At 54.2% G+C, this 25,360-nt stretch carries 30 protein-coding genes and 2 pseudogenes; 12 read left to right on the top strand and 20 right to left on the bottom strand.

All coding sequences use genetic code 11. The features are described 5' to 3' along the window. Positions 1 to 74: 74 nt before the first annotated feature. Entirely contained in the window at positions 75 to 1,019 is a 945-nt protein-coding gene (locus IQ241_RS18420; RefSeq protein WP_193910006.1) for a glycosyltransferase family 2 protein, read from the bottom strand. A 348-nt stretch (positions 1,020 to 1,367) separates the two neighbouring features. Between IQ241_RS18420 and ftsH the strand changes: the two genes are divergently transcribed. Next, positions 1,368 to 3,287, top strand: a complete 1,920-nt coding sequence (gene ftsH, locus IQ241_RS18415) for an ATP-dependent zinc metalloprotease FtsH (RefSeq protein WP_193910003.1) — start codon at positions 1,368 to 1,370, stop codon at positions 3,285 to 3,287. 64 nt (positions 3,288 to 3,351) lie between these two features. Here ftsH and IQ241_RS18410 read toward each other — a convergent pair whose 3' ends face one another. The 4 genes from IQ241_RS18410 to IQ241_RS18395 all read right to left on the bottom strand — a co-directional run bounded on the left by IQ241_RS18410 (position 3,352) and on the right by IQ241_RS18395 (position 5,653). After that, a complete protein-coding gene (locus IQ241_RS18410) occupies positions 3,352 to 4,557 on the bottom strand; it encodes a 1-acyl-sn-glycerol-3-phosphate acyltransferase (protein WP_228021834.1) in 1,206 nt (401 codons plus the stop codon). A 111-nt stretch (positions 4,558 to 4,668) separates the two neighbouring features. After that, complete coding sequence (locus IQ241_RS18405) at positions 4,669 to 4,872, bottom strand: amidase family protein (RefSeq protein WP_193910012.1); 204 nt, start codon at positions 4,870 to 4,872, stop codon at positions 4,669 to 4,671. A gap of 96 nt (positions 4,873 to 4,968) precedes the next feature. Continuing rightward, positions 4,969 to 5,406: a type II toxin-antitoxin system VapC family toxin gene (locus tag IQ241_RS18400; protein WP_193909999.1), complete on the bottom strand. Its 438-nt coding sequence runs from the start codon at positions 5,404 to 5,406 to the stop codon at positions 4,969 to 4,971. Next, a complete protein-coding gene (locus IQ241_RS18395) occupies positions 5,399 to 5,653 on the bottom strand; it encodes a YlcI/YnfO family protein (protein ID WP_193909997.1) in 255 nt (84 codons plus the stop codon). Before IQ241_RS18395 ends, IQ241_RS18400 begins: the two co-directional genes overlap by 8 nt. A 179-nt stretch (positions 5,654 to 5,832) precedes the next feature. Between IQ241_RS18395 and IQ241_RS18390 the strand changes: the two genes are divergently transcribed. From IQ241_RS18390 to IQ241_RS18375, 4 genes are all read left to right on the top strand, one after another. Further along, positions 5,833 to 6,141 (top strand): type II toxin-antitoxin system Phd/YefM family antitoxin, encoded by a 309-nt coding sequence (locus IQ241_RS18390; RefSeq protein ID WP_193909995.1) that lies wholly within the window; start codon positions 5,833 to 5,835, stop codon positions 6,139 to 6,141. After that, entirely contained in the window at positions 6,138 to 6,578 is a 441-nt protein-coding gene (locus IQ241_RS18385) for a type II toxin-antitoxin system VapC family toxin (protein ID WP_193909993.1), read from the top strand. The genes IQ241_RS18390 and IQ241_RS18385 overlap by 4 nt, the downstream gene beginning before the upstream one ends. Before the next feature lie 206 nt (positions 6,579 to 6,784). Further along, positions 6,785 to 7,087: a hypothetical protein gene (locus IQ241_RS18380; protein ID WP_193909991.1), complete on the top strand. Its 303-nt coding sequence runs from the start codon at positions 6,785 to 6,787 to the stop codon at positions 7,085 to 7,087. Between the two features lie 38 nt (positions 7,088 to 7,125). Further along, the gene (locus IQ241_RS18375) at positions 7,126 to 7,527 is read left to right on the top strand and encodes a nuclear transport factor 2 family protein (RefSeq protein ID WP_193909989.1); all 402 of its coding nucleotides are present in this window, start codon (positions 7,126 to 7,128) and stop codon (positions 7,525 to 7,527) included. On the opposite strand, the gene IQ241_RS18370 is transcribed toward IQ241_RS18375, so the two are convergent. The 9 genes and pseudogenes from IQ241_RS18370 to IQ241_RS18330 all read right to left on the bottom strand — a co-directional run bounded on the left by IQ241_RS18370 (position 7,478) and on the right by IQ241_RS18330 (position 15,228). After that, positions 7,478 to 8,656 carry a WD40 repeat domain-containing protein gene (locus IQ241_RS18370; RefSeq protein WP_193909987.1) on the bottom strand — a complete coding sequence of 393 codons (1,179 nt, stop codon included), beginning with the start codon at positions 8,654 to 8,656 and terminating at the stop codon, positions 7,478 to 7,480. The two genes, IQ241_RS18375 and IQ241_RS18370, sit on opposite strands and share 50 nt — an antisense overlap. 69 nt (positions 8,657 to 8,725) lie before the next feature. After that, on the bottom strand, positions 8,726 to 9,775 hold the full coding sequence (locus IQ241_RS18365) for a hypothetical protein (RefSeq protein WP_193909985.1): 1,050 nt from the start codon (positions 9,773 to 9,775) through the stop codon (positions 8,726 to 8,728). Between the two features lie 76 nt (positions 9,776 to 9,851). After that, positions 9,852 to 10,124: a hypothetical protein gene (locus IQ241_RS18360; protein WP_193909984.1), complete on the bottom strand. Its 273-nt coding sequence runs from the start codon at positions 10,122 to 10,124 to the stop codon at positions 9,852 to 9,854. Between the two features lie 22 nt (positions 10,125 to 10,146). Further along, entirely contained in the window at positions 10,147 to 10,650 is a 504-nt protein-coding gene (locus tag IQ241_RS18355; RefSeq protein WP_193909982.1) for a DUF6653 family protein, read from the bottom strand. A 279-nt stretch (positions 10,651 to 10,929) separates the two neighbouring features. Then, positions 10,930 to 12,252, bottom strand: a complete 1,323-nt coding sequence (locus IQ241_RS18350) for a bactofilin family protein (RefSeq protein WP_193909979.1) — start codon at positions 12,250 to 12,252, stop codon at positions 10,930 to 10,932. Between the two features lie 69 nt (positions 12,253 to 12,321). Next, on the bottom strand, positions 12,322 to 13,770 hold the full coding sequence (locus tag IQ241_RS18345) for a carotenoid oxygenase family protein (RefSeq protein ID WP_193909977.1): 1,449 nt from the start codon (positions 13,768 to 13,770) through the stop codon (positions 12,322 to 12,324). A gap of 415 nt (positions 13,771 to 14,185) precedes the next feature. Further along, positions 14,186 to 14,371 (bottom strand): annotated as a pseudogene (locus IQ241_RS18340) (type I restriction-modification system subunit M N-terminal domain-containing protein); the annotation flags it as partial. Positions 14,372 to 14,596: 225 nt separating this feature from the next. After that, positions 14,597 to 15,007 carry a type II toxin-antitoxin system VapC family toxin gene (locus IQ241_RS18335; protein WP_193909975.1) on the bottom strand — a complete coding sequence of 137 codons (411 nt, stop codon included), beginning with the start codon at positions 15,005 to 15,007 and terminating at the stop codon, positions 14,597 to 14,599. Continuing rightward, a complete protein-coding gene (locus IQ241_RS18330) occupies positions 15,004 to 15,228 on the bottom strand; it encodes an AbrB/MazE/SpoVT family DNA-binding domain-containing protein (RefSeq protein ID WP_193909973.1) in 225 nt (74 codons plus the stop codon). The genes IQ241_RS18335 and IQ241_RS18330 overlap by 4 nt, the downstream gene beginning before the upstream one ends. A 460-nt stretch (positions 15,229 to 15,688) precedes the next feature. Here IQ241_RS18330 and IQ241_RS18325 point away from each other — a divergent pair, with 460 nt between their 5' ends. After that, positions 15,689 to 15,919, top strand: a complete 231-nt coding sequence (locus IQ241_RS18325) for a DUF6737 family protein (protein WP_193909971.1) — start codon at positions 15,689 to 15,691, stop codon at positions 15,917 to 15,919. 161 nt (positions 15,920 to 16,080) lie between these two features. On the opposite strand, the gene IQ241_RS18320 is transcribed toward IQ241_RS18325, so the two are convergent. From IQ241_RS18320 to IQ241_RS18310, 3 genes and pseudogenes are all read right to left on the bottom strand, one after another. After that, entirely contained in the window at positions 16,081 to 17,838 is a 1,758-nt protein-coding gene (locus IQ241_RS18320) for a mechanosensitive ion channel family protein (RefSeq protein ID WP_193909968.1), read from the bottom strand. Between the two features lie 275 nt (positions 17,839 to 18,113). Further along, a complete protein-coding gene (locus tag IQ241_RS18315) occupies positions 18,114 to 18,677 on the bottom strand; it encodes a Uma2 family endonuclease (protein WP_193909965.1) in 564 nt (187 codons plus the stop codon). A gap of 121 nt (positions 18,678 to 18,798) precedes the next feature. Then, a pseudogene (locus IQ241_RS18310) lies at positions 18,799 to 18,900 on the bottom strand (carboxymuconolactone decarboxylase family protein); the annotation flags it as partial. A gap of 192 nt (positions 18,901 to 19,092) precedes the next feature. Between IQ241_RS18310 and IQ241_RS18305 the strand changes: the two are divergent. Further along, positions 19,093 to 19,761 carry a hypothetical protein gene (locus tag IQ241_RS18305; protein WP_193909963.1) on the top strand — a complete coding sequence of 223 codons (669 nt, stop codon included), beginning with the start codon at positions 19,093 to 19,095 and terminating at the stop codon, positions 19,759 to 19,761. 26 nt (positions 19,762 to 19,787) lie between these two features. Here the strand turns inward: IQ241_RS18305 and IQ241_RS18300 are convergent, their stop codons facing one another. From IQ241_RS18300 to IQ241_RS18290, 3 genes are all read right to left on the bottom strand, one after another. Next, positions 19,788 to 21,026, bottom strand: coding sequence for a cysteine desulfurase-like protein (locus IQ241_RS18300; protein ID WP_322743697.1), 1,239 nt, complete (start codon positions 21,024 to 21,026; stop codon positions 19,788 to 19,790). Between the two features lie 3 nt (positions 21,027 to 21,029). Next, positions 21,030 to 21,584 carry an FKBP-type peptidyl-prolyl cis-trans isomerase gene (locus tag IQ241_RS18295; protein WP_193909961.1) on the bottom strand — a complete coding sequence of 185 codons (555 nt, stop codon included), beginning with the start codon at positions 21,582 to 21,584 and terminating at the stop codon, positions 21,030 to 21,032. Between the two features lie 72 nt (positions 21,585 to 21,656). Further along, positions 21,657 to 21,980 carry a phasin family protein gene (locus tag IQ241_RS18290; RefSeq protein ID WP_193909959.1) on the bottom strand — a complete coding sequence of 108 codons (324 nt, stop codon included), beginning with the start codon at positions 21,978 to 21,980 and terminating at the stop codon, positions 21,657 to 21,659. An 88-nt stretch (positions 21,981 to 22,068) separates the two neighbouring features. Here IQ241_RS18290 and IQ241_RS18285 point away from each other — a divergent pair, with 88 nt between their 5' ends. From IQ241_RS18285 to IQ241_RS18270, 5 genes are all read left to right on the top strand, one after another. After that, entirely contained in the window at positions 22,069 to 22,701 is a 633-nt protein-coding gene (locus IQ241_RS18285; protein ID WP_193909957.1) for a Vat family streptogramin A O-acetyltransferase, read from the top strand. 431 nt (positions 22,702 to 23,132) lie between these two features. After that, the gene (locus IQ241_RS26660) at positions 23,133 to 23,354 is read left to right on the top strand and encodes an aminotransferase class V-fold PLP-dependent enzyme (RefSeq protein WP_228021835.1); all 222 of its coding nucleotides are present in this window, start codon (positions 23,133 to 23,135) and stop codon (positions 23,352 to 23,354) included. Then, on the top strand, positions 23,341 to 23,517 hold the full coding sequence (locus tag IQ241_RS25670; RefSeq protein WP_228021830.1) for a hypothetical protein: 177 nt from the start codon (positions 23,341 to 23,343) through the stop codon (positions 23,515 to 23,517). Before IQ241_RS26660 ends, IQ241_RS25670 begins: the two co-directional genes overlap by 14 nt. A 90-nt stretch (positions 23,518 to 23,607) precedes the next feature. Continuing rightward, positions 23,608 to 23,985: an SH3 domain-containing protein gene (locus tag IQ241_RS18275; protein ID WP_193909954.1), complete on the top strand. Its 378-nt coding sequence runs from the start codon at positions 23,608 to 23,610 to the stop codon at positions 23,983 to 23,985. A gap of 551 nt (positions 23,986 to 24,536) precedes the next feature. Further along, positions 24,537 to 25,331 (top strand): lipase family protein, encoded by a 795-nt coding sequence (locus IQ241_RS18270; protein WP_193909952.1) that lies wholly within the window; start codon positions 24,537 to 24,539, stop codon positions 25,329 to 25,331. The last annotated feature ends 29 nt before the right edge of the window (positions 25,332 to 25,360 follow it).

Here is a 25,360-nt window from a genome sequence, read left to right as displayed (position 1 = left end):
GGGTGATCGGGTAGGGGAGTGATGGAGTGGGTGGTGGGTAGAGGGTGGTGGGTGGTGGGTAAGAAGGGGAGGAGTTAGGGGGTGAGGACTTTTTTGGGAATAGGGGGGGATGTTTTTTGCTTTCGGAAGTCTATGGCCTGCTGGAGGAGCTGCCAGGCGGTGGGGGAGAAGACGGCGGGGAAGGCTAGCGCGATCGCGGCGGAGATTTGCTTTTGCTTGAGGGCAACGAGCATCCAGTGCAGATGCAGATACTGGCGGATGGAGGCTAGCGTCGGCAGCTTGGGGCGATGCTGCTCGCTGATCCGTTCGTAGATCCGCTCTTTGATCAGGATGTTGGTATTGAGGCGGCGCTGCAGGGCAATTTTTTGATCGGTGCCGCCGGGCCAGACCGTTCGGTAGGCCAGACATTCGTTGATAAACAGGGCGTCGCCGTGCTGAGCAATGCGAATCCACGAGTCGATGTCATCGCAGCTGGTCATGGACCGATCCCAGCCGCCAGACTGGAGAAACGCCGACCGCCGGAAGGCGACCTGGATCGGGGTGCCAAAGGGGACGACCTCTAGCAGCATGCCGTAGTGAATGTCGGACTGAGGAATATAGAAGATCTTACCCGGCCCGGTGACCGGCGTTCGGCTCAGCTCGGTTTCTTCGGCATCCACCTGGGCCGCCTGGCAGGAGCAGATCGCCGCCTCGGGGCGCAGCGCGATCGCGGCCTGCATCACCTCAACGCAGTTTGGAGCCAGGTAGTCATCGTCATCCACCAGCTTGACCCAATCGCCCTGGGCCACCTCGACCCCGGCGTTGACCGCGCCGGCATGGTTCTCGTTGGTCGAGTTGCGGCGGTAGACCACCTGCTCGCCCAGGCTTTCGACATAGGCTTGGGTGCCGTCGGTGGAGGCATTGTCCGCCACGATTATTTCGCTGGGAACGGTTTGGACCAGGGCAGACGCGATCGCGCGCTGGAGCAGCGCCAGCCGATTGTGGGTCGTAATAACGATGCTAAAGGTCGGAGCACTCATTCTTCGTGGATCCCAGAGAGTTGAGCCAAGGCAATTCTATCGAAGACGTTAACTAGAGTCTTTGGGAAATCTCAGGGGGCTTCAGGTGCAAACGCACGATTTGCGGCCATGGACCAAATATAGCTGCTGCAAATATGCCTCCATAATCCCACATGCCCCATAACCCCACATGATGATGAGTTAGATCAGTTTCTGCTTCTAAGCCTTCCCCCGAGCCACTTCTAGCTACTAAAGCAACGGGGTCAGTTTGGAAGTTGGGCGAAATCGGAGGGTCTTCAGCCAGTTCTCAGCTCAGAAGGTTAGACTGGTTTGGAGATATTTTTTCGCTGTTTAGATGGTCACCGAAGCATGATCAAGCCCGCTCGCCAGCAGTCTCGTCCGATTCAGTCTCAGGTAGGCGCGATCGCCACTGGCGCCCTGACCGCAGGCTGGTTTTTACTCCAGAGCCTCGTTGCTCTGCCCGTCCTGGCCCAAGAAGATCAGGCCGATGCCCTGACCTACGGCATGCTGTTACAGAAAATTGAGAGCGGTCAGGTTGAGTCGGTCGAACTCGACAACGTGCGTGGCGTGGCCAAGGTTCGGCTAGAAGGAGATGAGGAATCCGACCCGCTGCACGACGTTACCCTATTTACCAATGACCGCAACCTAGAGCTGCTACAGCGCCTGAATGAAAATGATGTGGCCTACGAAGTGCTGGAGGTCTCTGACAATAGCGCCCTTACTTGGCTAGCGACCAACGCGCTGCTGGCCATGATTTTAGTCTTTGGCCTGCTGCTGATCCTGCGGCGCTCGTCGGGGTCATCGGGAAATGCGATGAATTTTGGCCGTTCCAAAGCACGCTTCCAGATGGAAGCAAAGACTAACGTAATGTTCGACGATGTCGCTGGTATCGATGAGGCCAAAGAGGAGCTTCAGGAAGTCGTCACCTTTTTGAAGAATCCCGAGCGCTTTACCGCTATTGGGGCGCGAATTCCTAAGGGGGTGCTGCTGGTTGGCCCGCCAGGAACCGGTAAGACGCTGCTGGCAAAGGCGATCTCGGGTGAGGCTGGGACGCCCTTTTTCTCAATTTCTGGTTCTGAGTTTGTCGAAATGTTTGTCGGCGTAGGTGCTTCGCGCGTCCGCGACCTGTTCAAAAAAGCCAAGGAAAATGCCCCCTGCATCGTCTTTATCGACGAAATCGACGCGGTCGGCCGGCAGCGCGGCGCGGGCATCGGCGGCGGCAATGACGAACGCGAGCAGACCCTAAACCAGCTGCTGACCGAGATGGATGGATTCGAAGGCAACAGCGGCATTATTATTATCGCTGCCACGAACCGACCGGATGTACTCGACTCAGCCCTGCTCCGACCGGGTCGCTTCGACCGTCAGGTGATGGTCGATTTGCCCACTTACAAGGGACGACTGGGCATTTTGCAGGTCCACGCCCGGGAGAAAAAGATTGCCGATGAGGTGTCGATTGAAGCGATCGCGCGGCGCACTCCCGGCTTTTCTGGCGCTCAGCTAGCGAATTTGCTCAACGAGGCCGCAATTCTCACCGCCCGACGGCGCAAAGAAGCCGTCACCATGCTGGAGGTGAACGACGCCATCGACCGGCTAACCATGGGCCTAAGCCTGATGCCGCTGATGGACAGCAAAAAAAAGCGGCTGATTGCCTATCATGAAGTCGGCCATGCCCTAGTCGCGACAATGCTCAAACACGCCAATCCGCTCGACAAGGTGACCATTATTCCCCGCTCGGGCGGCGTCGGCGGCTTTGCCAGCTTCCTGCCGAAGGAGGAACAGGTCGATGACGGTCTGATCTCCTATGCTGAGCTAATGGATCGGCTGGTTATGTCGCTGGGCGGGCGCGCCTCTGAGCAGGTCGTCTTTGGCCCGGACGAGGTTACCTCTGGGGCGGCAAATGACATTGAGCAGGTGACGAATATTGCCCGCCAGATGGTTACCCGCTTTGGTATGTCAGAGCTGGGGGCCTTTGCGATGGAAACGGACAATCAGCAGCCTTTCTTAGGCCGCGATTTTATGTCGCGGAATGAGTATTCCAACGAGCTCGCCGAAAAAATTGACGCTCGGGTGCGCGCGATCGCCGATGACTGCCTCGCCAAAGCGGTAGAAATCCTCGAAAATCATCGCCCCCTGGTCGATCGGCTCGTCGATACGCTGATTGAAAAAGAAACCATCGATGGCGAAGAGTTTCGTCGCATCGCCAGCGAATACGCGCAGCTGCCCGAGCGGCCTCTGGTCACACCTACGGACTTTGGGCCTGGCTAGACCTTGTAGCCTGGGCGGCAGCTCTGCGGGCAGGGCTGTGCTAGCGCGCAATGGCGTCAGCGGGCTAGAGCTGATTGAGATTATCTTGCATCGTTTGACGCAGCTGCTCAGTCAGCGCCTCGATGGTCGCGGTGCGATCGGCGGCGTAGTCGTCCAGGTAATGCCTCAGATTGATTGGGTCGCCGATGTAAAAGCAGGCCCTGCGGTGGGCTTTGGGCTGGGGATGCTCAATCTGAAAGACCTCTCGCTCTAGCCGAATGAGCGTATCGAGAAATCGCTCTGGCGTCGGCGCTTCGGCCACATAGCCATCGTAGATAGCGTCGAAGTTGAGCAGTCGCATGGTAATCCAGTGGACGGCTTCATACTTGTCCTGATACTCTGCGGTTTCCAGCAGGGACTGAATTTTGTAAACCCGCTCGCGAATGGGTAAGTTCGGATTTGGCTTGAGCCCCAGTTTACTTTCGCAGGTGGTAATAAAATAGTTGCGAAGCCGATCAATCCGATGATTCCAATCCTGCTCGGCACAGGGAATCAGCCCCGCTTCCTGCTCAACCTGCTGTAGGACGACTTGGGCAACGGCCCGCAGCCGGGGATAGAACTCAGCGGTATCGGGGCTCAAATCCAGCTTGGCCTCTAGGCGGCTGAGCGTTTCTTCTATGACCCGCTCCATCGGCTGGCTATAGCGATATTTGAGGCTCAGCGGCACGATGTAGAGATCCGCTTCGTCCTCTTTTTTGGCCAGACTCGCCATCACCTGTAGCGGCATCTGAATCGCCCCCGTACGGAAGGGCATGACGGTATCATTTTGGTAGGAGCAGCCCCCTTCTGGAAAAATCACCAGCCGACAGCGCGGCTGCTTCAGCAGGCTCAGCGTCTCGGCAATGCTGGCGCGATCGCCCAGCCCCCGCCGGATAGAATAGCAGCCCATCCGCTGGATGAAGCCGCCCAACAACCCGCCAAAGGACTCGTGCGCCACGATGTAGTGAAAAAGCTGCCCCACCCGAGCAGATAGGGCAAAGAGGGCAATTCCATCTTCCAGGGTAGGGTGATTGCAAATATAGACCAGGCGCGATTCATCAATGGCCTTGACCTTAGCAACCGCAGTTTCAGAAACGGTCAAGTCAAAATGATAGAGCTTTCGCGCCAGCGGATAGGTAATACTCTGCACCAGCCTGACGAGCAAGGGAATCTGCTTAGGCGGATAAAAAAGCTGCGGTTCCTGATTGGCCATGTAAAAGCGGGGATATGCCGGTGCAAACTGAAAAGTCAAGGCCCTTCAGTTCAGACCCTGGAATTAGAATAATAGATCAGCTAGCAGCGCAGTCCGACGACTGTGATAGTTATTTTTTCTGAGGCGACAAGCGGAACTGTATTGCTGGGATCAGGAACGGTGACTCGATCGCCCGCGATCGCGGGCATACTGTCCGGGGGCACTCGCCGCAGTCGCTAGCTCTCTCGGGTCTATCCCAGTCAACGCTCCCAACAAAATCGCCGCATCCTCCACCGTGCGAGCAATTAGCCCAGCCGTATCCTGGGTCAGCGACAGTGATAGACCTGAGTGAGTTCGGCATTGTTTACCCGCCATAGCCAATGCGGCTCGCTCTAACCGGATTTTTGAGCCGCCTGATGTCTCAGTTTTTACAGATCCTGCGTGTAACTGCTGAGAGCGGCATAGGCTAGGTCAAGCGCGATATTGAAGAAGGGAACAAACATAGGTAGGGCAAGGCGATAGTCCCTTAATCAGCACCTGATCCGCTGTCCAAAACTCAGCACCGCACAGTTCCGCACAGGCCAGGAAAGCTGCATCGTACAAAGTAGGCAGATGATGCTCAGCCGCGATCGCCCAAGCCCTGTTTCTCAAGCTCGAACGATCGATAAACTCTAGCGGAAGCATCTGAAAATCTTCAAAACACGCCTGAGACTCCTCGCTGGTAAGCAGTTTCTGGCGCACCTTCTTAAGCAATACCGATCCAACTTCTGCCCAGGCAAAACAGGGAACCACTATCCTAATTGAAGTCAAAATCGCTTCTTGAATAAGTGCTTCAGCCTTCTGTGAATTGTCTTCTGGTACCAGGTAGGGAACGATTACGCTGGAATCGAGACAAAGTACTCTAGGCACTAGGATCGTCTTCAACACGCAGTTCGCGAACCAATTCGGCAGAATCCGTCTGCACTCCTGTACGCTTTAAGACGGTCTGTCGTCTCATCTGAATTCGCTTATGGGCCGCAAATGCCTGACGACGGCGAACTTCCTGGTCGAGGGCTTGGACGACTAAATCATTGAAGGATTCTGTGCCACCCTTTAAGGACTTAGCCTGAGCCAGTAAATCAGACGGAAACCGAATCGTAATACTTTCGCGCTGCATGGCTGGTTACACCATTTGGTTGCCCATCGTAAAATCATATTAGCTCAAAGTCAGCAGTTCTAGCAGATGGTTAAGGAGCAACGCGATCGCCTAGTTTTAGCTGCAATACTGAGGACCAGCACCGGCTAACCTACGGATGTTTGAGCTAGAATCTGACCAGTACTAGTCAGGTTTTATAGATGGCTTCCTTTTCCTATCCGTCACATGATTCGCAATCTTCCGAAATTAAAGGCTTGCAGAGTTGGAAGCTGGAGGAGGCGAAAGCTCGCTTCAGCAAAGTGGTGCGTCTGGCCCGAGACAGTGAACCCCAGCGTGTGACCGTTCGGGGGAAAGATGCGGTCGTCATCCTGTCGGCTGAAGCCTTTGCTAAACTGCTTCCCCTGCTGGAACAGCCCAGCCTTCATGCCTTGCTGTCCCAGTCTCCGCTAAGCCGTCTGGATTTTGAACAGTCGAGCGTTCAGGCTCCAGTTAGAAATATAGATCTGTGAAGGGTTGGCTGCTCGACACGAATATTATCTCTGAACTGCGCAAGCCTAACTGTCACCCTGCTGTCAAGCAGTGGGCGGATAGCCAGCAGCCGCAGTCGTTTTACCTCAGCACGGTGACGCTGGCAGAAATCCGCTTTGAACTTGAGCAGATTAAGAACGATGATGCCTTTCAGAAAGAATTGAATGAATGGCTAAATAGCACATTACGACCCTGGTTCACGGAGCGCATTTTGCCAGTAGACGAAGATGTGATTTTAGTTTGGCGTCAGCTGGTGGAAGTTGGTCGGAAGCAGGGCTATACCTTTGGTCAGCCAGACTTGTTTATTGCCGCGATCGCGCGCCTCCATGACCTGTGTGTGGTTACTCGCAACGTCACCGATTTTGAGAGCGCAGGGATTCCGATATTCAATCCCTTTGTGGTAGAGCCCCAGAGGTAATGATAAGTTTGGTAAATTGAAGGAGAAAATCAGATTGAGGCTCTGTCTCAGGGAGGAGACGCAGAAAATCTGCTCCGATTGAGAGACGTTTCGACGAGGCGACTGAGATAATCTCTAACTAAGAGGCATTGGAACGTGGGTGTATTTCTCAGCTACTCTTCAGCGCCGCTTCCTCATATGCCCGTTGAGTTCGAGTAGGTGTTCCCATGAATTCAGTGGAAAAATATATCGGCTTAGGGGTCGGTGTCGTTTTGGCGCTCATTGGCCTGTTCGCGATCGCCGATCCGTTCGAGGCGGGGCAGTTTGCCAAAAGCTACTTTGCGGCGGGCGACTTCGCGATGGGCGTGTTTGCCTCAGGAATGTTTTCCGTCGGCATCTTTTCTGTCGGCATTTTTTCGGTTGGTCTCTTTTCCCTGGGCCTGTTCGGCGTCGGACTATTTTCGACTGGGTTGTATTTGGCGGGACGATATCGCCGTCGGCTCGGCGATCGCCCTGAGTCTCCGTCTTAATTGGCGACCTTGGCGAATGACTACTTCAACGAGGCAACATGATTGGTGCACTAATTGCAAAGCAGCGAGCTAAAGCGCAGTTTGCCGCCCGCGCCCGGGGCGACATTGACCAGTTTTTGGCGGCCTGGACCGATGATGCTGCCTTGACCTTCCCAGGTGAACCGCCCTGGGGCGGCACCCATCGGGGCAAGGCGAAGATTCGGAAATGGTTTGAACGGTTTTACGAGCGATTTCCTCAGGCTCACTTTACAGCAGAAAACATTTTTGTCAGCAATCCCTTGGCACTGACTGCTAACAACGAGGTGGCCGTTGAGTGGAGCGCAACGTTTGGCGGTCGGGCTGAGCGCGATCGCGGCGTGGTGGTAGCTAAGATCCGCAACGGCAAAGCCGTTAATCTAACTGAATACTTTTTTCAGCCGCCAAGGGATCCGATGGCTTGAGCATATATAGGTGAATGTCGGTTTGGGTGGCGATCGCTAGCCTATGCCCCTGTCGATCGAACAGGGCTGTTTCTGCATAAATGGGCAGAGTTTGAACCGTTTGATGGTCGAGGTTAATCAGGCGCGTACCGGCGACATCGCTGCGAACGAAGTAGTGCGTACCGTCGGGGCTCAAGCGTCCGAAGCGGTCTTGGCGATCAATATCGGAAATGCGGGTGCGACGCTGTAGGCGTTTCCCGGTGGTCACATCCCAGGTATCTAGCCGCACATCGTAGAGCCACTGGCTCAAGACCTCCAGACTGCCCGCCGGATTGAACACGATATCGACCAGACTCCAGCGGTTATCTTCCAGGGGCTCTAGCCGCATCAGGTGAGTACCGTTGGTCAGCCGCCAGATATCGACGACCTGACGAACCGCTGATTCTGGCCCAGTGCTCATCGTGCTAACACCTGCCAGCAAAGTTCCATCAAGGCTAAAAGTAAATTGCCGTACAGCCGTATCGGGACCTGTTTCCAAGGACTGCAACACCTGCCCCGTCTCGCCATTGTGCCGTCGCAGCCTTACCTCAGCCGGAGCCGTTTCAGCATCAGCCGCCAGTACCACCTGACTGACCAGGTTGCCATCTGGAGCAAACGCTAGCTGATTGAGCGACGACCCAACCGGAAACGCCTCTTCCCCAAGTGAATGAGCCAGTGTCTGGGGACGCTGGCGGATGACCGCGCCCGTTTCCACATGCCAAATCTGGAGCTGAAGCGTCTGGGTCGATAGGGTCTGGACAATGGCCGCAGCTCGGTTACCATCTGGGCTGAGGGCAGCATCAATGAAGCGGGTGTCGCCATCAGTGACGATTTCAGCGATCGCCTTCCCAGAGTGGGTCTGCCAAACCTGAAGCATGTCTGGGTTGAGTGTCAGTAAGCGCCGCCCCCCATCACCAAAGGCAACGGGCTGGCGATCACCGGGAATTTCCGTCAGTAATTGCCAGCTGTTCCCATCGGATTTAGCCTCAGCGGGAATCGACGCAATAGAAGGCATTTGGCTGTCCTGCACGGACTGATCGGCTGCTGCGGCTAGGGTTAGCGGCACTGCGAATCCGGCACTGATGGTTAAGGCAAGGGCTGATCTGAACATATTGAGATTGAACTATCCGTTTCTTTAAGAAATGCTCCGAACTGCGAATAGCGTTGCGAGACAAGACCGCTACTGCAACGCCCTCCACTGCTGAATCACGGCTTGCAGGTCGGCGGGCAGACCGTCGGTGCTGGCTGCGGGATATTCAACAATGCCGCTGCGAGCCATCAGCCTCACGGTGGGAGCATCGGCATCACTAGGCTGATAGCGGATGCCATCGAAATGAGCAAAATTGGCCTGCTCCAGCCGCTGCCATATCGCTTCCGCCCGAGACTGTCCCACCGGTGTAATCGTGCGATCTAGGACCTCGCCGTCGCGAGAGCGGATCTGGAAGAGGCGACCATCAGCTTCTAGCATGGCGGTTTCTATCACGCCAGTGTCGTGGCGAAGGGTGCTCTGAACGCTGGTTTCATCGCCGAGGGCTTGCGGAGCGCCCCGAGAAATAAAGGTGGGGACGGCAGTGCCCCCGCTGGCTGTTGCGTTGAGGCGGACGGTTTCGCCTGTGCTGTCGCTATGGTAAATCCAGTACTGTTCCCCATCGCTAATGACGGCTCGCCAGCCCGAAATTGCCACCTCTGTGCAAAGTTCATCTGCCGTCGCCAGTCCGTAGCAGCCGTTCCAGGTTTGGGGCTCGGCGTCGATGATTCCCAGGCTGCGGGATGGACTGAGCCCGTCGCTTTCAGCTGCTCCAAAGATGCGATCGCGAACCGATGCTGGCAGGCTTGGCTCGGCCTCTGCCTGTCGGATTTGATCGCCAGTAAGATCGCTGCGATGGACATAGCGCTGGCCGGTTTGGGGATTCACCACCTCGATTTGCCAGCCCTCGGTCAGAGCGGCCAAGCAAGCTTCAGCCGGTCCGCCTAATCCCAGACAGCCATCGGAAAAGGTTTCCCGACTGTACTGACTAATCGTGAGCTGCTCCGCGGGGATGCCTAACTGACCGGACAGGTCGGCTTTAACGCGATCGCGAATCGTCTCTGGCAGGGGCTCGTTGAGGGGCTCTTCAGGCCTAGCCGCAGGGGGAGAATCGGGCGCAGGGGACGAGGCTGATTCTGGAGGCACCGTGCAGGATAGTAACAGGGTTGCCCCCAGCAGTAATGGGGTGAGGCGAATGATCATAGCGTGCGGTTTTCATGTCGAAACAGCTTCAACTTAGCGGCAACAAAGACAATGGTGGTCCTCGTTACCAAAATTGCTACTGCTGAACGGTATTACCGCCGACCCAAATAGTGTCTCCCTGAGCGGCGATCGCATGGCTTTGGTTGAGATCAGACGTGAGCGGAACAATGCCATTGTCACCAAAGCTGCGATCAAGTTCACCACTGGCTTGATAGCGGGTCACGGCAAAATCGGCGGCAAACTGCTGAGGGCGCTGTGCTGCATCTGGACCGTCCAGGTCGTAGCAGATCTGACCGGTGAGATGGATGGCATTGCCTAGAAGGCTAGCTGCTTGGCAGAACTGTGACAAGAAACCGGAGAATGGCTCGACATTAGTACAGCCAGCTCCGGTAGTCAGGGGTGGCATCTTGCATGTCGCTATACAGCCACACCATGCGGTCTAGGAACCAGAACTTGCCAACCAGAGTCAGCACAAAGCCCATCAATGTAGGCCAGACCGATAGGACGATCAGCCCCCAGATGACCAGCAGGAGGCCGAGAAATGCGATCGCATTTAGCAGGTTCGGAAACTGGCGATGATGTTTTGGGATAGGCACAGTATCGCGATTAATCCAAACCCGTTCGCCCAGAACGGCCCTAGACGCCCAATTATTCGTCGATTTTGGTTTGGGAAACAGGCGCGGGTTGACCCAGTTCCAAACCAGGGCAACGATGACCAGCACCACGGACCACCCGCCAATCCAGACTCGACTCCACACCGCTACAATCAGCAGCGGCAACACCGAGGTGCGGGTAAACACGCTCCAGGGGTTGGCATGGCGCGCCCATGTAGCGCTATCCATCTGAAACAGATTGGCAATTTTGTTATCTAGCATAGTCGACTCACAATGCTCCCGATCCTAAACATCAGTTCAATATCAGCAAGAGAGCTAAAGTTAAATAACACACATTTATTGATTACCTTCTCGGCTGGTATCAGTTCGCCGCCAGCAAGTACACCATTTTCCCCCTCGCTCAGTAATCAGGTTGTTCTTCACCGTGCGCACTCTTAAGGCCCGTGTCGTTCGCCGGGCCGAAGAAATCGCCGAATCCCCAGCCGTAAAGTATTTCTACATTCACAAAACAGCTCGCATGACGTGATTCCTATGCTGCTATTAGGCGATCGCAGTCGGCTTTGATCCTGTCCGCCCCCAAATTAAAAGGGCTCCTACGCCTAGAACAACAACAGCTGAATAGATAAAATTACCCAGTATGGGGATAGCCGTCAATAGAACAAAAAAGAGCAGTCCTACAGCAAGCGGTGCAATCCGCTTTGATCGTTGGTCGCTCCGAGTGGCATACAGTAGCCGTTGTCCTGTTGCAGAACTGAGAATGATTGCAGGCACATACCCGATAAACAGCAAGAAGCTTACGACTAACAAGATATTTGTCAGGAGGCCGACGCCCAAAATCAAGATGCCTAAATTCCATAGGAAGGGACCTAGGAGAGCGGTTAGGAGAATGGTGACTGCCGGGATGGCGATCGCTAGCACCCCCACGATGAGCAAGCCTGCAATCCCCCAACCCAGGCTGGCCAGCGGCTTAGCTTGAACAGTCGTCGTTAAGCGATTCATCCAGCCCGGGGCCACCCAGAATATCAGCACCCCTACCAACAGCAGCGTTATCCAGCGCTGTACGAGGTCCCACACAATCAAGGCCGATCGAGGCGTAGCTGATTCGACTATTTCGCGATTTGCACCGCCTGCGATTTGGGCGTCCGGTGCGATCTCGGCTTCGCTGCGAGATCGATAGTTGAGCGTGCCCGCTATCTGGGCTGAGTCGGTGACCGTCAGACCCCCTGCAACAGCGGGCACTGCCACAGGCGGCGGAGAGAGGAAAGGCAGATCAACCCGCAGCGCGACTTGGGGGCGATCACCTTCCCCGCCGACGTCAACACTGGCATTTCCGTCAACGGTTCCTTGCAGTTCTAAAGCCGCCATTGCCCCCCTAAAGTCCTGCTGTACGGTGCCAGCTAATAGCGCTTGTGCCCCCCTAAATGATAAATCGCCAGAGATCGCGCTACCCGCCATGCTCTCCAAACTTGCGCCCGCTGCCACCACGTCATCGCCAATCTGAGCATTCTCACCTAACTGCAAGACCTGCCCTGCTATGCGCACATCGTCGTCAATCGTACCGTCGATTACAATCGTCCGACCGGCAGCAGTCAAATCACCCTCGACAGTCCCGTTCACGGTAATCTGGCGACCTGCCCCAATTACATCTCCTCGCACCGTACCATCAATTGTCACCACAGCTCCAGATACGTACAAGTCATCCTCGATCACTTCGTTTTGAGCGATCGTTACTTGCTCGCCGCTGCGGCTTTCCATCGCCCAGCTAGACGCAGGCAGGCGCAAATATAGAAATAGGCTGACTAGTAGTAGCAATCCAGCAAGCGCTGAAAATCTTTGCCAGTTCGCGGGTGATAACTGTCGCATCTTCTTTTCTCCACTTGATGATAAATTGAGTAAAGCTGAAGGATGTTTACTTCAAGTTAAGGTGTGAGCTCAATGGTACGCCTGGTTAGGAGCCGCATCGCTGATGAACTGTCCGTGAAAGTTGAAGGGGATGATATGGGGCACTTTAGCTCGGCCTATTTCTTCAAACGACTGAGCGTTTAGTACCAGTAGAAATGTTTGACGCCTGCTCGCATCTAATACCAGCGAAAGAATCACCCCTTCGTCTTCTGTTACTCCGCCGGGAGCGGCGACAAAAACCGGTTCACCCGGATAGCAGTCCTGCTGCCGCCACAGCTTTGTGTCGCCCGTGTTTACATTTACTTTGGCGAGCTGATCGATAAAGCCATCGGGCTGCTGATTATCACCGCCATAGGCAAACTGATAGGGCTGAGCATTGCAGCGCTCGTAGTGAATGCGTGGAAACTCCATTTGTACGTCGGCAAGCGATTCAGCGCTGACGACGGATTTTCCTTGAAGCGGTACGCGGTAGCGAGTGAGCTGACCCTTTTGTAGGGTTCCGGTATCGGAGCGAAGATTATCCAAATAAAAGTCATCAATAATGGTCGCATCTGGATAGCTGGATGCATCTACAACGATATGACCGTTTTGTTCAAAGGCGTTGACATAGTGAAATGCAAAAAAGGGATCCCCTTCGCAGGTATTCACTCGCTCACCCCTTTCTCGGTCAATAATGTGAAAGCGCGTGCCTCGCTCTGGACGCCACTGGTAGTTTTCGATAAAGGGCGTTTGATGAAAGCGCATCGTCGCTAGCCTGAGCGGGTCGACGACCAAGGGACACTCTATGAAAACAATGTATCGCTCGCTGATAGGAAAGCTGTGGGTGTAGGCAGGCTTGTCAACTGGAACTTTTGCCAGTAAGGATCTCTGTTTTTCCGCTGTCTCAATCGTGTAAAAGGCGTAGGCACTATCGCGACCAAACTGAACCTGATAGCTGATAATTTGCTGGCGCTTAGGGTCAAAATGGGGATGGGCAGTGGTTGATTGTCCAGCCAGGTCGTCGGCATATTCAAATCTGCCGAGGGTCTCTAAGGTGGTAGGGTCAAAGGCAACTGGCGCAGGTGCTTCGGTGACGGCGACGGTCTGGTTGGCGATCGCCGTCACGTTGACATTTCCATTGTCTGTTAAAGGTCGATCAACCAGCATTGTCAGCAGGCGGGTAAGGAGCGATCGCTGAGGCACCGTACCAAATTCACCGCTGTGAATCTGCCCCGTTTCCATCGCATCCTGATAGCTGCCACTCTGCAAGAAACGATTGGTATAGCGAATTTTGCCAGATTCAAATGAAAATCGATGAAGCATTGCCAGCCCATCGAACCAGTGCCGGTAAGCTTGCTCGCCCACCTCAAACTTTGCAGGGCCAGTTCGCAGCAGATTGCCTGTCAGCCAGTCTGGTAGAGTGCCCTGAAGCTTCAGGTCTACATCTGTTACTTCCTGGTCTAAAGTCTCAAATCCGATATGATATGCTGCTAGACTCATAGCTCTGGTCTGTCCCTAAAGAATACTTTGCAGGCGGCAGGTGTGCAGGGATTACTTCTTTGCTCCCTTTTCTCTCTTAAGCTCTTATTTTCTATCTTAAGAATTCTCTTTTATGAACTGCTGATGCATACGCATTAACGGTATCTATGCTTACAGAAAAAATGTAGGAACTTTCGGAATACATTTATTGAATCGAAAGGCAGAATTGACCCGTCATGCCTACAGCTTCGCCGAACTCTCCCAATCGCCCCTGTTTCGCCGTCGCTGGCCAAACCTGTATGAGTCCCTTCAAGATAGTCGGCCCCAACGGCAGCGCATAATGCACCTCTACTGTGAGCAGATTCCGAGGCAGCCCCCGATTGTTCTAGCGAGAGACTACACGGGTTGGTCGCGCCCAGAAGCCCACTGCCTGCCAGTCTAGCGTCGCCTTCATTTCCAGCACCGCCTGCTTCGTCGCCTCTAGCTCAGCATCCAGACGGCGCAGCACCGTCATCGGCAAAATGACGTCGCGATACTTGCCCCGGACATAGAGGTCACGGAGGACATCGTCCGCTATCCCCCAGATGAAGTTTGCGATCCAGTTCAGCTGACTCTGTTCCATGCAAGTTCCGCTGGCAACTCAATTTAGGCAGCTAGGCGCTGCATCAAAGCGATGGTCCGCATCTAACTACACCCAGTCAAAATACCCCGTATGGGCGCTTCTAAACCAGGCTGACTTCGATTCCTAATAGATTCAGACCCAACTCCTCAGCTTGAATGTCCAGCACCTGCGGCGGTTTACCCACGCTGCCCTAGCGTTCAACCATGGGCGGACAGATCGGTCACTCTAAAGCCCAGGACAGATTAGCTTGGCCTTTGGAAAATAAGTCCTGTAGGGCTTAGGGTCTCTAGTCACCAGGGCAAAATCTGAGACTGATACATGGGAACCAATAAAGAAGTCAGGTAGCGGCGAACGTTTGGTACCTTTGTTTTCTCGATACTTGAGAAAAACTTTTCCCGCTAAAAACAGCGCCTCACGAGGGATTTCTATCACTTTAATATCCATCTGGGCGATCGCGTTTTCTACATCCTCTATCCTGCCAAAGCCAATGGAGACTTCGGCATAGACAATCGAGTTGATGTACAAGGTATTGGTTTGGCTATAGCGTTCCAGCACATCTTCTGACCAGTCTGCCCAGTTCGGATCGGCAGTAAACAGATCTAGCAGCACGCAGGAGTCAATGAAAACGCCATTCACACCCGTTCTCTGGTCAGGCTCATGATTTCGTCAGTAGACATGGCTGTAGTGGCGATGCCTCTAAGCTTTTTGAACTTGCTGGTAAACGCTGGTTGGCTCGTTTTGACAATATAAAACCTACCGTTCTCCTCTACGAAATCAACCTCAGTCTCAGGCGTGATTCCTAAAACCTCCCTGATTTTTCTAGGGATGGTAACCTGCCCCTTCGTCGTTACCCGCATAGTATCTATCCTCCAAATCGCCAATTTTGACATCGCAGGGGTAATACCATAATAGTATTATTCATTTTGCAGAACATTGGCTGGGCAACTTTATGCGTATTAGATTTTGTGTCGTCTAGCTTCTAGGGCTGCTAGTGGTTGTCGTAAAGCCTGCAAAAACTAGCGATGCCTACAGATTGGATTTGCCAATGTCTGTAGAATGTCCAAGACCGGCTGACCACCTTTATGGCCGATAGGGTGCGCGACTGGCAGCCCGAAGTAGTGGTGGGGATGCCGACCCTGGGCATGGTCTACGCGGTGAAGGAAACCAACGTCTGGGTGCAAAAGCTGGCCGATACTGACCCAAAGTGGCCGCAGCTCGTCCGAGTGCCGATTAGGTGTCCGCTATTTGCTAAAACAGAGGGGGCTGGATTCCTCTGGCCGATACGATGGCTCCTTAATCGCATACAGACTTTGCATCATGACCGATTCAACTCCTCCACCCGACTCGCTTTGGCAGCTCAAGCCCTGGTGGTGTCAGCCCTGGTCTATTGTGCTGACGGGCATCGCCATGCCAGCGGCAGTTTGGCTCCTGACCCATCGGCTGTGGCTGGTAACGCCGGTATTTCTATTCGTGATGGTCTGGTGGTTTTTGTTCCTCTACCTGGTGCCAAAGCAGTATCGTGAAGACCTGCTTTCCAAAAAATCATAGTCGTGCACCGCAGCAATCTATGTTTCAGGTTCTGATTGACCAATTTGGGCCACGGTCCAGGCTGCTGCTGGGGCTAACTGCCAATACTTTTCCCGATCGTTGCTGGGGGTTGTCCAGGGGGTGTCCAGCAGCTCAGACCGCAGGCGTTGTCCAGTGGCGGGCTAATCCCCCTCGGCTGCCTCAGCCGCAATTTCGCCCTCGTCCTGACTGTCCTGCTTCCCAGCTTCGGGCGTTGCGCCAATGGTGGCGGTTTCCTGACCGCGACTGTCTCCATTGCTATCGCTATTGTCAGTCAGACCGTCTAGCTGAAACTGCATATCGGTGGCAGGCCGCACCCAGATCTCCTGCTGCTGGGCGGGAACCGTTATTTCAGCGGCGTCGAAGGCCAGCTTCAGGCGGCGGTGGAATTCTCTAGAGACATCCCACTGTTTGATCGGCTGCGTTTTGATCCAGACCCGCACCACCGGGCCGCGATCGCCAAAATCCTCAATGCCCAAAACCTCAACTGGTTCTAAGATCAGCGACTGCCATTCAGCATCACGGTACATCTCTTCGGCAGTCGAGCGAACGATCTCTAGCGCCTTGTTCACATCAGAGTGATAGGGAATTGGAATCTTGAGATCGGCCCTGGCCCACTCATGAGAGAAATTGGCAACCGCAGAAATCTGACTCATCGGCACCGTAATCAGCCGTCCAGAAGCATCCCGAAGCTGGGTAATCCGCAGATTGAGATTCTCGACTAGGCCGCTCAGTCCTCCGGCCACGTCCTCCAGCGCAATCACATCGCCAATCGCATACTGGTCTTCCAGAATAATGAAAAAGCTGTTGACTGCGCCTGTGACCAGATTGCGAAAGATCAGCGATAGGGCTAGACCAATCACGCTAAAGCTGGCAATGAGCAGGCCCAGGTTAATCCCGACTAGGGCCAGTGCCACCAGCAGTCCGATGACAATCCAAACAAAAGTCGCAACATTTTTGAGCACGCTGGTAATGGTAGAGACACGCAGCTCCGTACGGCGAGAGTTTTGGATTGCCGATAGGCTTTCGTTTACCAGTCCTGAGGAGAGATTTTCGATGAACGCAAAGCTGAGACGAGCGCCGACATAGGCAACAATCAATAGCACCAAAATCACAAAGGGAATTTTTAACCCGTTGATTGCTTTGAGGCAAAAGGGCCGAGTCATGGGGAACAGCCACAGAATTAGCAGGCTGGCACCTGCGATAATGAGCAGCTGCAGAAGCTGTAGACTGCGCTGCTGCGCCTCTCGCAAATGCTCTCGCTGCCGATCGTCTAACTCCCTAGGACTGATCCGCAGCAGCCAGCCCACTAGGCCATAGCGGCCTGGCGATTGCCGCTGGCCATACTCAATGATGGCAACCATGACCGCTGCCGCTAGCGCGATCGCGCCCGCAATGATACCCTGGCGCCGTAGATACTCGGGCTGCCGCTGCTGCCAGGCTTGTCTGAGGGCATTGGGAATGGACTGCTGCAAGTCCTCCACCAGCGACCAGGGCAATGTGCCTTGCATCCTGGCGTCAGCTTCGGTCAGGGTGAATAGGTAGCTGCTATTGATAAAAACTGCTGGCAGGTCGTCTCGTCCCATAGGCTCAGTTGTAAAGCGAATATCGGGGCTATCCGCTTGCAGATACTCGTCTCGGATCTGCTTAAAGTTTTTCTCGACTCGCCTAACCCGACTGCCAACCGCCGCCTGTGGCGCTGCGACTTGAAAAACTTTGTATCCATCCAAATAAACCCAGTTGACGACGGCCTGAGCGCTATTGCTGCCGCCGCTCAAGGAAATCTGAGCGGCAGCTGGACGGTGAAGATAGAGCGGACTGAGGGCGAGGGCAAGCGCAATCGCGAATAGTATTACCCCCCGCACCAGCCGCCCAGCCCGCATTCTCATGGTCAGTTTCATTGGCTCTTTTAGGTTTCAAATGAGTTCAGTATAATAGGGCACAAAAAGCCCTTTGATCGCAATGGACTTTCACCGCGATACCCTGCTAAAGTTACCAGATCTGATCGTTGAACTGACGGTTCGCTGAAATTATGCTGAAACTATACGGAGGTATAGGAAAGACCGAGAGCAGCTGTGCCAATGACTTCCAGCGTCTGGGGGCGGCTCTATTCCTGCTTCATGATGGGCAAGCACGCTCTCATTAACTGCATACAGACGTAATCAGGTTTATTCACTTATTTCTGCAACCAGGCAAACAAGTCCTTGATAGTCAGCTGAAAATCTTCCATAAACGAAGGGATAGGAAGTGCTGAATCTGGTTCATCAAATACCTCTGTTTCTCGCTTTAAACGATAGGCAAACACAGTTTTCTCGAATGGGTCGATTAGCCAACCCATTTGTGTTCCATGCTTCAGACAGTGAAGAATATTTTTCGTCACCTTTGTATGACTCTGACCGGGAGACAAAATCTCAACTGTCCAGTCTGGCGCTAAGCAAAACGTATTCGAGATTTCTCCATTTTCATCGCTCGGTATCCTATTCCATACAAATACGGCGATATCCGGTACGGTCGAGCGCTCAACAAAGGTGCAGCGTAGCTCGGGAAACGCGCAGGCAGTTTTTTTAAGTTCGACCGCAGCATTGATGGCAGAGACAAGCCCTCCTTGAATCCTGCTGTGTTTCCCTTGAGGCATGGGCTTTTGAGTAATTTGACCATTCATGTATTCACTAGCAGGCTTCGTCTCTGGCAGCTGCAAAAATTCAGACAGCGTTAGTATTTTGGACGGTGTTTGTACCATACTGGGCTTACCTCTAATGCGCTAGGTTCAGATGATAATTCCTATTTTACCTAGATATCAATAGAGGGAAGTTGATAAAATTTGTCCACAAATCGGGCATTTACTAATGTAGCTGATTCTAGACGGCCATTTGCATCACCACTTCGACAATCTCTTCGCGGCTGCAGCCTACGTTGAGCGCCGCCTGAATGTGCACCTTGAGCTGGGGCCGGGCATTGCCTAACAGGGTTTGCAATAGTTTGCCCGACGAAGGTTTACCGGGCGCTGAGGAGGATAATGAGGGCAAGCGCGATCGCGAACTGGACGTTCGGCTTGGAACTGCTAGCCTGATTCACGGGAAAACACGCAAAGTTTTGAGCCGGGTTTTAGCTAGAATGCGGACAGCTTTTTTCGGACGTTCTCAGCTACTCCCGCTATGGCGACCAGTCAGATTCACTACGAAGCGCTGCTCGCCGCCTGCTGCCAGCACCAGGGCGCAATTAGGCTACTCCAGCAGTATCGGCCCTATCTAGAAACGCTGCCGAGTATGCGGCGACCTCAGGAAAGTATCATTTCGATTCCCCTGCCCAATATTCGCAGCTTCGAAGCGATATCAGCGGTTCCCGGGCTAGCCAGCGGCATTCGCAAAGTGCTGCCGCTGCCCTGCGACGTTGCTTTTATCATGTGCGATCCGGAATGGAAGATTAAAACCGAAACCGAAATTTTTCTGTTTATCTGCCGGCCCGAGGAAGATTTTTCCACCCTGCTGGCTCGCTGGCGGCAGGCTCAGGTCTGCCTGGAGCAGGGCTATGAATGGATTATGCCGCTGTCTCACCGGCATTTGCTGCCAACGGGGGCCGATCAGCGCTATCCGCTCTTTGCCGTCTTTGCCGATACGCCCAAGCGGATTGTGCAGGGACTGCAGGGGGCAGGGCTACCCACGATCGTCTATAGACCTTTTTCCACCCCTGAGCCTGAGCTGACGCCGGTGGAGATGCCGGTAGGAACAGATCCCAATTCGCCCTACTTAGACGAAGCGATCGCGGAAATGGACATTGACCTTAGCTTAGATGTAGATGATGGTCCGCTGGGTGAAACGGCGTAGGAACTATCGGATGACTGCTGCTCTATTCAGCCCATCAAGGGTTCGAGGTGCGCGATCAGCCGATCCACTTCTGCCAGCGTATTGTAATGAACCATGCTGACCCGAACGACGCCGTTTTGCTCCTGCAAGCCCAGGGTTTCGATCAGCCGCCTGGCGTAAAAGTCTCCATATCGGATGCCAATGTGATGGGGATCGATTTTTTCTGGAATGGTGGCGCTGTCCTGCCCGTCTATGACAAACGAAATGGTGGGAACTCGCTGGGCGCGATCGCACTCCCGCCGACCTAAAATCCGCACCCTGGGCTGGCTATTTAGAAAGCTGAGCAGCCGCTCGCTCAGCCGTTCTTCATGGCTGCTAATCAGGTCAAAGGCCTGCTGGAGCTGGCCGCGCAGGCTGGCGCGATCGCGGTAGTGCACCTGAGCCAATTCGCTCAGATAGTCGGTAATCCCCAGCAGGCTATAGCTCAGCTCAAAGTTGAGGTTGCCCGGCTGAAATTTGTAGGGTATGTCCGCATCGTCGATGAAGTAATGGTTGATGCCTGGCATCGCCAGCAGGTGCTCTCGCTTACCGTAGAGTACGGCCTGGTGCGGCCCGTAAACTTTGTAAAAGCTAAAGGCGTAGAAGTCTACATCCCAGGCCTGCACATCGACCAGCCGATGCGGCGCGTAGGCCACACCATCGACGCAGACCATTGCCCCGCGATCGTGGACAAACTGGGTAATTTCGGGAATTGGGTTGAGGGTGCCCAGCAGGTTCGACACGTGGGTAAGCGCAACCAGCCGGGTGCGCGGCGTCATCAGCGCGGCCAGGTCTGCCAGGTTTAACGCTAGCGTTTCAGGAACCGTCCGCCAGGTTTTAACGACGATGCCCTGCTTTTGCAAATCGACCCAGGCCCCAATGTTGGCCTCATGGTCGCAGTCGGTGACAATCACCTCATCGCCGGGACTAAAGGTCTGCCCCAGGCACAGGGCCAGAATCCGTAACAGCAGCGTGGTCGAGCCGCCCAGCACCACTTCGCTAGGCTCGGCATTAATCAGCGTTGCGACCGCCTGGCTGGCTTTGTCCAACCGCTCGCTCGCCGTCTGAGATACGGCGTAGGACGCGCCGAGCTGCACGTTGGAGGTGAGCAGGTATTCGCTAATCCGCTCGGCAACCCGCTGAAGCGTCTGGGAGCCGCCAGCATTGTCCATAAACACCCAGTCTCCCGCCAGGGCTGGAAACTGCCGACGCACGTAGTCGAGCTGCAGCGCTGGCGGGGAAGTCACCGGTTAACCGCCGACGCGCAGGAGCTCTACGTCAAAAATTAGGGTGGCATTGGGGGGAATCACGCCGCCCGCGCCGCGAGCCCCGTAGCCCAGTTCAGGCGGAATGATTAGCTTGCGCCGTCCGCCGACATGCATCGTACCGACGCCTTCATCCCAGCCTTTGATCACCTGGCCGGTGCCAACGCGGAAGGAAAAGGGCTGGTTGCGATCGCGCGAGCTGTCAAACTTGGTGCCGTCTTCCAGGGTGCCCGTGTAGTGAACGGTGACGTTTTGTCCGGTTTGTGGCATCGCGCCTGAGCCTTCCTCCAGGTCTACATATTGCAGACCCGATGCGGTAGTTTCGATATCTTCGTCAGCCAATTCGGTTTCCTCGGGGGTGTCATCAGTAAAAAAATCGCTGGCTGCCTGGGCCATCAGCGGGTTAGCTTCGCGGGTAGCGGCGGGGGGATCATTGAGGGGAGACGCGATCGCGTCTGACCCGTTGCCAAAGAGCTGGGCCACTAGCAGCACCGTGCAGCAGGCGGCTAAAACGCCAAAGCTTATCAATATTTCTTTCACAGCCGGTTCTAATCCAATTTCTAAAAGCCTACCAGCGACATTGTAGACAAGTTTGCGATTGAACCCAAGCCGCTAGCGCCACTGCTTATTTTCCAGCTCCCGCACCTGCCGCTCCAGCCGATCCAGCCGTCCGCGCAGCTCATCCATCTCGGCCTGGCGGGGCACGCCTAGGTCCTGCATGATGTTACGAATCTGGCGCTGCATCTGAATTTCGAGTGTCTTCTGATCAACGTTAAACTGGGCCATGAAGTCATCTACAAAGCCCTTGGCCTGCTCTGGATTGAGTCTACCCTCTCTGACCCACTCTTCGGTCACCTGCCGCATCCGTTCGGCAACTAGTGACGTTGTGCCGATGCCGAGCATCAGCAGCTGTCGGAGCAGGTTAGAGGTATCCATGGCATTCTCCTTTGAAAGGGTGAGCAGGTTCTGCCTCATTTTGGCAAAATATCGGCTCTAGCGAGGACGGTTATCCGTATTGAAAGCCATGCAACATCCTAACCTACATAATCTCCATCCCATGGCGGGATTTCCCCAGATTTCTTTCCTCAAGAACACGGTCTCAAACCCCAATATTGTGATTGGAGACTACACCTACTACGATGACCCAATAGACTCAGAAAATTTTGAGCGCAACGTACTTTACCATTTCCCCTTTGTTGGCGATAGGCTGATTATTGGTAGGTTTTGTGCGCTATCTAGGGGGCTCAAGTTTATTATGAATGGCGCAAATCACAAGATGTCTGGGTTCTCGGCCTATCCGTTTGAGATTTTTGGTGAGAGCTGGACCCGGGTGATGCCGCGGCCTGGCGAGTACCCTGACAAAGGAGATACCGTAGTTGGCAACGATGTTTGGATTGGCTATGAAGCTGTCATTATGCCCGGTGTCAAAATTGGGGATGGGGCGATTGTTGCCTCAAAGTCTATTGTTACCAAAGATGTTTCACCCTACACCATTGTGGGCGGTAATCCAGCTGGCCTGATTCGACAGCGCTTCTCAGATTCGGTCGTTCAAACGTTGCTAGAGCTAGCTTGGTGGCACTGGGATATTGATAAAATTACACGAAACCTAGAAAAAATCGTGGGAGCTGATATTGAAGCTTTGAAAACCTGTGTGTAGACCTGACTGTCCAATCTGAATCCACTACAAAATGCGCGCCTCCAGACCAAATTCCCATATATCCTCCATATTTCAATGAATTGTCCTGCACGTCCATCGAGTCGCTACGCGATTTGATCACCGCCCCAGGTGAGTGATAAACAATTAGCCTTTCTTCCTCGCGGATAGAGATAGAATCCGGTAATTCGCCATAGATCCACTGCATCTCATTATGCGGATCTTCAACAATGCGTGTTGTACGACCATACCGAAACTCAAACCGGGTAGAAGTATAGTTTTCACCTTCGGGAATAGTGCCGATGTAGGTAGCTCCTGGGTGGATCGCATTGCTAGTACATCCAAAAATTAGCACCGTACAAAGTCCGAACGCAACGATGGCTGACTTCCTTGCCCATTGACGATGCTCAGCTCAATCTGTCAAAGCAGCTACTCTGCAAATCGCTACGCTGATTCAGGCGGCTCCGCGAGAGCTTATTTTTACCTCTGGTGCGACTGAAATCATCAACCTGGCGATTCAAGGTACCGTTAAGCACCTTCAGAAAACGGGCATCAGCCCTCGCATCGCCATTTCTGCGGTTGAGCATAGTGCCGTCTTAGATATCTGCCACGCCCTGAAAGCGCAGGGACTTATTGACCTGATTGCCCATCGATAGCCAGGCGCACCTTGACCTGGCTCAGCTAGAGGCCGCCTGTGCGAATGGTATTCATCTGCTCTGTGTGATGGCGGAGAATAATGAAGTTGGGACGATTTATCCGCTTGAGAAAATTAGCGCGATCGCGCTGATGTTCCGCTCTCTGCAGAAAAGGCTTTACTAGCTGAGCTGTAAACCTTGTTTACTGGCCGATTATCGCTGTGCCATTACCCCTTAGTATCTGAGTAGCAACGATCGTCGGTGGGAAAGTACCGTGAAGCTAATTCTTGCGATCGCGGGTGCAGTCGGGATGCTGGCAGCTGTGCCCAGCGCTTATGCCAATATGGAATGTCCGGTCGATAACCTAATCGCCAATAGCGCTGAGCCGATCTATCTGCCGGTCGGGGAGGGCTATTCGCTAGGTGAGGAGCCTGAACCTGCCACCATTGCCGGTCGGATACCGGGAAGCCGGGTAAATGTGCGTACCGGGCCAGGGGAAGAATACGACGCACCTGCCCATGGTCTGGTGGGTGACCGGGTAGCGGCGCTTGAGTTTGCCTTCAGCTCAAAATGTGAGACCTGGTTTAAGGTCAGATTCCCAGAGTCAGACCATATCGGCTGGGTTCACAGTGTCCACGTCGATTTGCGCTGAGCGAGCGGTGCAGAATCCTATGCGGCTCAGAAAGGCCGCAGCCTTGCTAGCCTCTGCTGGGGATGATTAGCCGGTCTGGCTTAGAAGAAAACACTGCGCCGAGTCGATTTAGCACAATGGGTTGCTCCGATGTCAGTAGCAGAAACTAGGTTTTTTGGCGTCATAGGTAGACAGCTCTTGCATCGTGAGTATCCCTTCGCATTAGGGAAATATAAGACCCTTATCTGACCTATATAGTTCAATCATGCTTATTCTTTACTCAGCTGGTGCTGTAACGCTAGGGCTACTGTTTAGCCTTTGCCAAATCCGCGAGCAATTCGAGATCAATAAAAGAGGCCGCCAACCTGACGACCCTGATCCGATCCACGCCTGGATGTTGGTCATCCTGGCTGCTCTGTTCTGGCCGCTCGTAGTGCCAGGCTCGATTGTGGAGCTAGCTGGTTCTCGACTGCGCGAGCTCGGGCGTTGACGGAAGTTTACAACGTCCGCATTGCGCTGACTTTGAGCTGTAGGCTTGGATACAATAAGGTCCCATACGGGGGGTGAGCTCGATGAACTATGAGACTGCTTTGCAATCGGCCATTCTGTCTCAGGAGGTCTATCAGAGTTTTGCAAGCAATAGATTTAGCGCCTGGCAAAACACCCAGCCGACTTTTGTAGAGCAGGCCACAACCGATACCCAGCTGGCAATCTTGGCAGAACCCGCTGCGCCGCTAGCGGTTATCGCCTTTCGCGGCAGCGATGCCGAACAAGATTGGAATACCAATACCCAGCTGGGTCAGCAGGAATATGATTGGACCGTCCGGCAGGCCTATCGCGCGCAGGTTAAAGACGTGGTGACCGACACCGTGATGGAAGAGAAAGCGCTCGTCTACCCCGATGCCTATGGCGAACCGAGCCGTCCGGTAAAAATGCACAGTGGCTTTATCTCAGCCTATCTGTCCGTTCGGGCGCAGATTCACGACTATGTTCACACCAGTCCTGCAACGCAGTATCGCACCACCGGCCACAGCCTGGGAGGGGCGCTCGCTGCCCTCTGCGCGATTGACCTGCAATACAATTTTGGCCAGCGGATTACGGTGGAGAGCTACACCTTTGGCTCGCCCAGGGTCGGCAATGCCGCCTTTGCTGAATCCTACAATCGCCGCGTCCCCCATACCTGGCGTGTCGTCCACGGTTGGGATCTGGTCGTGGGGCTGCCCCGACCCTGGCAGGGCTATCGACACGTGGACCAAGCCGTCAAGCTAGACCGGGGCTTTACCTGGCGGATCATTACCGGCAGCTTCGATGACCACCGCATTGACCGATACATCGGCGCTTTAAAGGACCAGCTGGGCCGCCGCTAGATCATCGTCCATTGAGTTCATCTGGCCTG

The sequence above is a fragment of the Vasconcelosia minhoensis LEGE 07310 genome (genome assembly GCF_015207255.1).
Lineage (GTDB): Bacteria > Cyanobacteriota > Cyanobacteriia > Phormidesmidales > Phormidesmidaceae > Vasconcelosia > Vasconcelosia minhoensis.
The sequence above is the reverse complement of the archived record's forward strand: the minus strand, read 5'-3'. Positions and strand labels throughout refer to the sequence as shown.

Coding starts and splice junctions, on each gene's coding strand:
- ftsH (WP_193910003.1), top strand. CDS start 1,368: ATGATCAAGCCCGCTCGCCAGCAGTCTCGTCCGATTCAGTCTCAGGTA.
- IQ241_RS18315 (WP_193909965.1), bottom strand. CDS start 18,677: ATGGTACAAACACCGTCCAAAATACTAACGCTGTCTGAATTTTTGCAG.
- IQ241_RS18330 (WP_193909973.1), bottom strand. CDS start 15,228: ATGCGGGTAACGACGAAGGGGCAGGTTACCATCCCTAGAAAAATCAGG.
- IQ241_RS18390 (WP_193909995.1), top strand. CDS start 5,833: ATGGCTTCCTTTTCCTATCCGTCACATGATTCGCAATCTTCCGAAATT.
- IQ241_RS18365 (WP_193909985.1), bottom strand. CDS start 9,775: ATGATCATTCGCCTCACCCCATTACTGCTGGGGGCAACCCTGTTACTA.
- IQ241_RS18375 (WP_193909989.1), top strand. CDS start 7,126: ATGATTGGTGCACTAATTGCAAAGCAGCGAGCTAAAGCGCAGTTTGCC.
- IQ241_RS18380 (WP_193909991.1), top strand. CDS start 6,785: ATGAATTCAGTGGAAAAATATATCGGCTTAGGGGTCGGTGTCGTTTTG.
- IQ241_RS18355 (WP_193909982.1), bottom strand. CDS start 10,650: ATGCTAGATAACAAAATTGCCAATCTGTTTCAGATGGATAGCGCTACA.
- IQ241_RS18320 (WP_193909968.1), bottom strand. CDS start 17,838: ATGAAACTGACCATGAGAATGCGGGCTGGGCGGCTGGTGCGGGGGGTA.
- IQ241_RS18370 (WP_193909987.1), bottom strand. CDS start 8,656: ATGTTCAGATCAGCCCTTGCCTTAACCATCAGTGCCGGATTCGCAGTG.
- IQ241_RS18350 (WP_193909979.1), bottom strand. CDS start 12,252: ATGCGACAGTTATCACCCGCGAACTGGCAAAGATTTTCAGCGCTTGCT.
- IQ241_RS18325 (WP_193909971.1), top strand. CDS start 15,689: ATGACCGATTCAACTCCTCCACCCGACTCGCTTTGGCAGCTCAAGCCC.
- IQ241_RS18395 (WP_193909997.1), bottom strand. CDS start 5,653: ATGCAGCGCGAAAGTATTACGATTCGGTTTCCGTCTGATTTACTGGCT.
- IQ241_RS18420 (WP_193910006.1), bottom strand. CDS start 1,019: ATGAGTGCTCCGACCTTTAGCATCGTTATTACGACCCACAATCGGCTG.
- IQ241_RS18290 (WP_193909959.1), bottom strand. CDS start 21,980: ATGGATACCTCTAACCTGCTCCGACAGCTGCTGATGCTCGGCATCGGC.
- IQ241_RS18305 (WP_193909963.1), top strand. CDS start 19,093: ATGGCGACCAGTCAGATTCACTACGAAGCGCTGCTCGCCGCCTGCTGC.
- IQ241_RS18345 (WP_193909977.1), bottom strand. CDS start 13,770: ATGAGTCTAGCAGCATATCATATCGGATTTGAGACTTTAGACCAGGAA.
- IQ241_RS18270 (WP_193909952.1), top strand. CDS start 24,537: ATGAACTATGAGACTGCTTTGCAATCGGCCATTCTGTCTCAGGAGGTC.
- IQ241_RS18285 (WP_193909957.1), top strand. CDS start 22,069: ATGCAACATCCTAACCTACATAATCTCCATCCCATGGCGGGATTTCCC.
- IQ241_RS18405 (WP_193910012.1), bottom strand. CDS start 4,872: ATGGCGGGTAAACAATGCCGAACTCACTCAGGTCTATCACTGTCGCTG.